Raw genomic sequence first — 6,429 nt, 5'->3', positions numbered from 1 at the left:
GCTGAGTTAAGTACCGCTGGATGCCCGAGTATCTCTTTTGGAACAAGTTCGAGACTGGCGTCGGCAAGAATTAAATGTGCTTTCCGCATATTCGTCACAGATGAGGAAGCGCTTCGAGCTAAAAGATTTAGCCTTCGAGAGGATTGAGAGACTATTAGAGTTTGCGGAAAAAATCCACAGTATAGAGCCGGAGCTCGCCGACAGGTATGGCAGCCTCGCCATGGCTATCGCAAGGAAGGCGAGATTAAGATACCCTGACTTTCTCAAGTCGCGGGTCTGCCGAAAATGCGGCGCATTCCTTGTACCGGGTGTCACCATGCGCGTCAGGGTTAAGAACAGGGGAAAAATGAAATATATCAGTGTGACTTGTCTGAAGTGCGGGTATACTCGGAGGTATCCTCTGAACTGGAAGGACCGCTTGACGCGTAGACCGTGGCTTGCCCTCTACAAGAGGTGGGAGACTTGATCCGTCTACGCGGGATATACTCGACAGCCCTTGCCGGTCTTTTATCTGAGGCCGGCTACACTTTCAGCGACATCAGCGAAAAGACTAGGAGCAGGATCCCCGGCTTAAGGTTTTCATCGGAGAGCGTTCGTGCAACGATAAAAGATCTAGAACACCATAAGGGAATAGTCATTATAGGCGAGGAGGATGCTGTCGCAAACATTTACTCTATAATCGAGTCGAGCATAGGGAGCGAGTACTCAATCTTTGTAAGGGATGGCCCCTACACCGTCTACCGGGCCCGGATAATTGAGGCTGTGAAGGGGGGCTACACTGTCGAGCTCCCGGGTAGGAGAAAGGGTTTTCTCAGGACCTTTCAAAGACACACTATTGGAGATGTCGTGACAGCCCATGTCGTCAAACCGGCTATTTTTTCCCCAGTACTAGAGGAGGGAATAGCAGTGTCGGGAGACTATGTACGCGTCGTTGAAGGGAAGAGACACTCTGTAAGTGAACACATACACGACCCTCAATTCACTCTAGAGCTTCTGACGCTTGCCTCGACCAAGGCTAGAGGAAAATGGGGTGTAAGGTTCAGAAGCTCGTGCCGGGGAACAGAGATATTAAGGATTATGGAGGAGCTGGAGAAGCTACTTGGAGAGGCTGAAAGAGTCAAACAGGCCTCCGAGAAGATAGACGCACCCGCGCTGGTTAGGGCGGGTGAGTCGATAGCCCTCATGTATTTCTCCTTCAAGAGTTTTGAGCGGTTCGATACTATCAGGAGACGGTATTACCCGACTGTGCAGGGCCATCACCTCGTGAAATCCCTTGGCGACAACAATATCAGCAATAAGGTGGACGAGCTTGAGGCCTCGGCTAGTGATGATTCCGTCAACTTCTCGGAGAATTACTTCGACGAACTGATAAGGGTACTGTCAACGGGGACCGTCAGGGTGGTCCACGAGAAGGCGATGGGTAGAGGCTACACTTGGCTAGCCAAAGCGAGCATCAGCCCCACCGGCTATATACAGCTAGAACGTGAAGTGGAATCCAATGGATGGTATGATGGGCTGAGGGTAGAGAAGGTGAAGGGGGACCGGATTTTCACCCTTACATATCCGTCTAGCCGTTTCCTGGTTCACAAGTACGTTGACAAAGAGGATAACTTGAAGGGCATCTATGTTAACCTCAACACGCCTCTAGACTTTTCTCTGACACCGCCGAGCCTCTGGTACCTTGACCTTGCGCTAGACATCGCGTGGACTCCAGGCGAGGAGGCTAGGATAATAGACCAGGCAGAGTTCGAGGTGCTTCGAGTATCGGGGTTATACCCCAAGGGAAGTATTGAACACTACCTGGAGGCGGCCCGAAAGATACGGGAGCTTTTATCTCACGAACCTTTAAAGCTTTTAACAGGGCCGGACTTCCTGGTGAGACTGCAAGACTCTGTTTGGGGGGATGAAGCGACAAAAATACTAATGTCCTTTTCGAATAGGTTGAGGGGCTGATAACATTGGATATTCTATGGGCCCCCTGGCGAATGAAATACATCGAGTATGCGAAAATCGAACAGGATAGTGAGTGCTTCATCTGTAAGGCCACCAATAGCAATGAGGACGAGAAAAACCTCGTCGTGTACAAGGGGGAAAGCGTGATAGTGCTTATGAACAGATACCCTTACAACACCGGTCACTTGTTAGTTGCTCCTACACGCCACATCCCCGAGCTAAAGGCACTTACAGACAAGGAGCTGTGCATTCTCCTAAAAACCGTTAAAAACTCGGTGGAAGTCATCAGGGAAGCCCTGAAACCTGACGGGTTCAACATAGGGGTAAACCTTGGACGGGTCGCAGGCGCAGGGCTCGAGTCGCATGTACACATTCATGTTGTTCCTCGGTGGAACGGCGACACGAACTTCATGCCCGTCATCGCGGATGCAAAAGTTATACCGGAGGCTCTTCAAGACACTTACAGGAGGCTCGTCGCCCACAAGGACCTCTTCAGGAATTCTGAAAACTGCGAGCTCGCTTAAGTAACTCCTTCAGAGAGAGGTACTGCTAGCATCTTTCTAGTAAAAATTATTTGAGAAAACCATATCCTATAAGGCGCCATCGCCCCGCTATCTGTCTCGACAATGCTACCCTTGTCCCTTCATCCGCAACCACGGGAATCTTGAGCTTCATGTGTACCTCGTCATGCCTAGCTGTGGTGACCACGCCTACTGAAAGCATTGTCCCAACATTGACCATCAGTACTTCCCCGTTCCGCACGGGATCCACTTTAAGCGGCTGATCTGTTCCCACGACCCTCTCTAGCAAATGCACCTCTAGCTCTATTTCATACAAGGGCTCCGGCAGGCTTCCAGGCTTGCCCACAACATTGCCTATCAGGTTGTCAGCCTTGGATATGCTTGGATCGAGCTCTGTCCCTATCGCTATAAGTCCCCCCGGATAAGCAACCTCTAGGGGCTCTTCGCCCGACTTGAGGGACGTTATAGTCGTATAGAGCGGCTCCCAGACCTCCTGGCCGCCCTTCTTGAGCTTGACGCCGGGCTTTATCTCTACCTCGTCGCCTACCCTGAACTTTCCCTGCACGATCGTTCCTCCAAGAACTCCCCCTACAAGCTCGTGGACCGGCGTCCCAGGCTTGTTCACGTCAAAGCTACGAGCCACGAGCATCCGGGGTGGTAGCGAGTGGTCGCGCTCGGGCGTTGGCACGTACTTCTCGATGGCCCAGACTAGTGCGTCTATGTTGACCTTGTGGAGCGCCGATACAGGGATTATGGGAGCGTCTTCAGCCCAGGTGCCCTCGAGGAACCTCTTTATCTCGTTGTAGCTCTCCCTGGCCCTCTCCCTACTCACCACGTCTATCTTGTTCTGGACAACTATGATCCTCCTCACGCCAATTATGTCGAGAGCCGTAAAATGTTCTCTGGTCTGCGGCTGTGGGCACTCCTTCGTAGCGTCTATTACAAGCAGCGCTGCATCCATCATGGCTGAGCCTGCCAGCATGATCGACATGAGCATCTCGTGGCCGGGCACGTCCACAAAAGAGACCTTCCTCACATATTCCAAGGGAGTCCCACAATACTTACATTTCATATCGCTAGGCAGGTTAGCAGAAGTGTAGTATTTTTGCGGTGGTGGACACTTCGGGCACTGGTAGATAGCCGTGTCAGCGTAGCCGATCTTAAGGGTTATACCCCTCTTAAGCTCCTCGCTGTGATGAGAAGCCCAGATACCTGTTAATGCTTGGATGAGTGTGGTTTTACCGTGGTCTACGTGACCTGCGGTACCTATGTTCACGAGAGGCTGCTTCTTGAGAGCCTCCGCGTACTCACTGTCCATAAGATCCCCCTCTTTTTCTTAAGCCCTACCTTATAAATAATGTAACCCCCGGTGCGGCGGTAGGATTACATCCTTTGGGGTGGTTGTATCCCTAGGAGACTCATGCCGTTGCTGAGGACCTGTGCTACGGCTCTAACCAGCTCTAGTCTAGCCTCGCGTAGGCCTTCAGGCGCCTTCAAGACGGGCGTCGAGTCATAGTATCTGTTGAACTCTGATGCTAACGTGTTGAGGTAAGATGTTACAATGTCTGGTCTAAGGTTGTCAGCAGCCTCGACCACGGTTGAGGGAAACTCTCCCAGAAGTAGGATTACTGTCTTTTCCTCGCTGCCCAGGAGCCTTGGATCGCCCTTACCCGTGATTCCCTGCTCGCTTGCCTTCCTCAGGATACTGGCGGCCCTGACGTAGGAGTACTGTATGAAGGGTCCACTGTTCTGCTCGAAGTCTAGGACGCGTTCCCAGCTGAAGGTTATGACGCGGTTGGGCGTCTGGCTCAGCATGAAAAACTTCAGTGCGCCGAGACCTATCTTCTCAGCGTCTTCCTCGGTTCCCAGACCCCTCTTCTTTATCTCGGTTCGTGCCCTGTCAACGGTTTCCTGGATTATCTCGTCAGCAGAGACGTATACCCCCTTCCTGCTACTCATCCTTGTCCCGGGAAGCATTACTATCTCGTAGGCGTAGTGCAGCAGCCTCCTGCCTATATCCCGGTAGCCGAGAGCGTATAGCGCTAGCCTGAGCTGAGCCTGGGCCAGGGACTGCTGGGTAGCTATCACGTTGATCACTTTGTCAGCCCTTGCGAGCTTCCAGATGGAGTAGGCTATGTCCCTAGTAGTGTAGAGCGTCGTGCCGTCTGAGCGTTTAAGGGTTAAGGGAACAACCGTGAAGCCTGTTGGGATTCCAGCTGCCTCGCGCACCTCCCGCGACTCAGCTAAAAGGTCGGCTCGAAACACGAGGGCCCCGTCCTTCCTCTCGACAAGCCCGGTCTCTGAAAGCTTCCTGAGGGCATCCTCTGTCGCCTCGCTCCAGACTGTTATCTCGCTCTCCCAGTCCCAGCTGTCGAACACTATTCCGAGTCTGTGGAGTGTCTCCTTTATCCCGTCCAGACAAGTGTTTATCGTTTCACGTGTTGCTTTGACAGCCCAAGGCTCTCCTTCCTCGTACCCACGGTTTATCCTCCTTATCTCTGCCTCGGGATCCTCGCTCTCCCGGACGAGGTCAGCCAGAGTGTTGAATACTTCGGGGTACTGCTCGCTGTACTCTTTGAGCCTCGAGACATACTCGTCTATCCTGGAGTTGATCTGGGCTACCTTGTGGGGATCCTGCTCTTTCTCAGCCTCTCGTTTAAGCTTCTTGAGCTCGACTAGGAGATTGACCATCGTGTAAATAGCACCCACGAAGTGGTCTGGCTTCTCGCTGCCGCGTAGACCCTTGACTCGCTGGAACCCGTAAACGGCAAACGCTACCTGGAGCCCTACGTCGTCGATATAGAAGTGTGCCTTCACGTCATGGCCCCGTGATTTTAGAAGTCTTTGAAGAGCATCGCCGAGAATCCCGTTCCTCAGGTGTCCGATGTGCAAAGGATGTATAGGGTTTGCGCTTACAAACTCGACGATTACCCGCTCCCTCTTCTCTGAAGCGATATGCCCGTACCGGTCGCCATGGACACGGATGGATTCCAAGACGACCGGCGCGTACTCGCTTGGGTTTACCTCGAGGTTTAGAAACCCGTTCACGACGCCCTTGAATCTTAGAAGATTGTCGGGAACTCTCCCCGCGGCTTCCCCGAGCCTCTTGAAAAACTCCTCGGCAGATAGCCCCGTTGCCCTGTAAAGCTTGAAAAGGGGCACTGAGACGTCCCCGTACTGTTTTTGAGCCCTTTTGGCCTCGACCAGTCCAAGATTTACCTCTACCCCGGCCTCGGCAGCAATCCTCCCGATATATTCTTTAACCTTGTCTCTGAGGAACCAGGACGGCGATTCAACAGCCATGAAACACCAAGCCTTGTCTATCCACAATAGTACTGTCTTAAAAGCATTCCACCCCTGTTTCTCATCGCTCCCTTTTGCGCAAGGCTTTTATAATTCCTGCAGACCTTTCCCGTGTAGAGGGCCCGTAGTCTAGTGGTTAGGATGCCGCCCTAGCTCGGCGCAAGGCGCTGGGCGGCGAGTACAAGATAGTTGATGAAGGGGTTCCTAGGAGCGGCGGTGGTCCCGGGTTCGAGTCCCGGCGGGCCCACTCTCTATAATCTCAGAGGGAGACTCTAGTATGTCTTCTCCGCTAGGGCTCCACCAAGACTTGAACCTCGATGTCGAGGTCGGATACGTCTATATTAAGCCAGCCGGCCTGGACGCCCGGCTCTATCCTCCCCTTGTCGCTGGGCCCCCATTGAAGGCGCCCTGTGAAGGGCAGCTTGGGGGTTATCTCGAAGCACTTTTCCCAGTTCGGGTTCGCGGCGTCCAGTATGCACCTGTAGAAGGTGAAGGTGAACTGGCTCCCGGTATACCTCTCCCAGCCCGAATTCCAGCTGTCCCCCCTAGCCAGGAAGTACTCATCGTTCTTCAACACCACGGTGAAAGCAGCGTAGCCCCCCAGGTCCTCCCTCACGTTGACCCTGAGGACAACCCTGCTCCAGTTCCTGGG

General features: G+C 53.1%; 6 protein-coding genes and 1 tRNA gene. 4 read left to right on the top strand and 3 right to left on the bottom strand.

All coding sequences use genetic code 11. The features are described from left to right. The first annotated feature begins 100 nt into the window (after window positions 1-100). Genes ACP5KC_RS08180 through ACP5KC_RS08170 form a run of 3 tightly spaced genes read left to right on the top strand, consistent with a single transcriptional unit; the run spans window position 101 to window position 2,477 of the window. On the top strand, window positions 101-466 hold the full coding sequence (locus ACP5KC_RS08180) for a hypothetical protein (RefSeq protein ID WP_273433637.1): 366 nt from the start codon (window positions 101-103) through the stop codon (window positions 464-466). After that, a complete protein-coding gene (locus tag ACP5KC_RS08175; RefSeq protein ID WP_428287235.1) occupies window positions 463-1,953 on the top strand; it encodes a DUF402 domain-containing protein in 1,491 nt (496 codons plus the stop codon). The genes ACP5KC_RS08180 and ACP5KC_RS08175 overlap by 4 nt, the downstream gene beginning before the upstream one ends. A 5-nt stretch (window positions 1,954-1,958) precedes the next feature. Further along, on the top strand, window positions 1,959-2,477 hold the full coding sequence (locus ACP5KC_RS08170; protein WP_273433640.1) for an HIT family protein: 519 nt from the start codon (window positions 1,959-1,961) through the stop codon (window positions 2,475-2,477). A gap of 46 nt (window positions 2,478-2,523) precedes the next feature. Here the strand turns inward: ACP5KC_RS08170 and ACP5KC_RS08165 are convergent, their stop codons facing one another. Both ACP5KC_RS08165 and ACP5KC_RS08160 read right to left on the bottom strand, forming a co-directional pair. Further along, entirely contained in the window at window positions 2,524-3,792 is a 1,269-nt protein-coding gene (locus ACP5KC_RS08165; protein ID WP_424740730.1) for a translation initiation factor IF-2 subunit gamma, read from the bottom strand. A 65-nt stretch (window positions 3,793-3,857) separates the two neighbouring features. Then, complete coding sequence (locus tag ACP5KC_RS08160) at window positions 3,858-5,777, bottom strand: arginine--tRNA ligase (protein ID WP_273433642.1); 1,920 nt, start codon at window positions 5,775-5,777, stop codon at window positions 3,858-3,860. Window positions 5,778-5,895: 118 nt separating this feature from the next. On the opposite strand from ACP5KC_RS08160, the gene ACP5KC_RS08155 reads away from it, so the two are divergent. Beyond that, window positions 5,896-6,024, top strand: a tRNA-Val gene (locus ACP5KC_RS08155). Window positions 6,025-6,066: 42 nt separating this feature from the next. Here ACP5KC_RS08155 and ACP5KC_RS08150 read toward each other — a convergent pair. Further along, window positions 6,067-6,429, bottom strand: a 363-nt coding sequence (locus tag ACP5KC_RS08150; RefSeq protein ID WP_428287234.1) for a hypothetical protein, incomplete at its 5' end; no start/stop codon positions are given.

The sequence above is a fragment of the Infirmifilum sp. genome (assembly GCF_049970975.1).
GTDB classification, from domain to species: Archaea; Thermoproteota; Thermoprotei; order Thermofilales; family Thermofilaceae; genus Thermofilum; species Thermofilum uzonense.
Note: the sequence above shows the minus strand (reverse complement) of the source record. Positions and strands in the feature narration are given on the sequence as shown.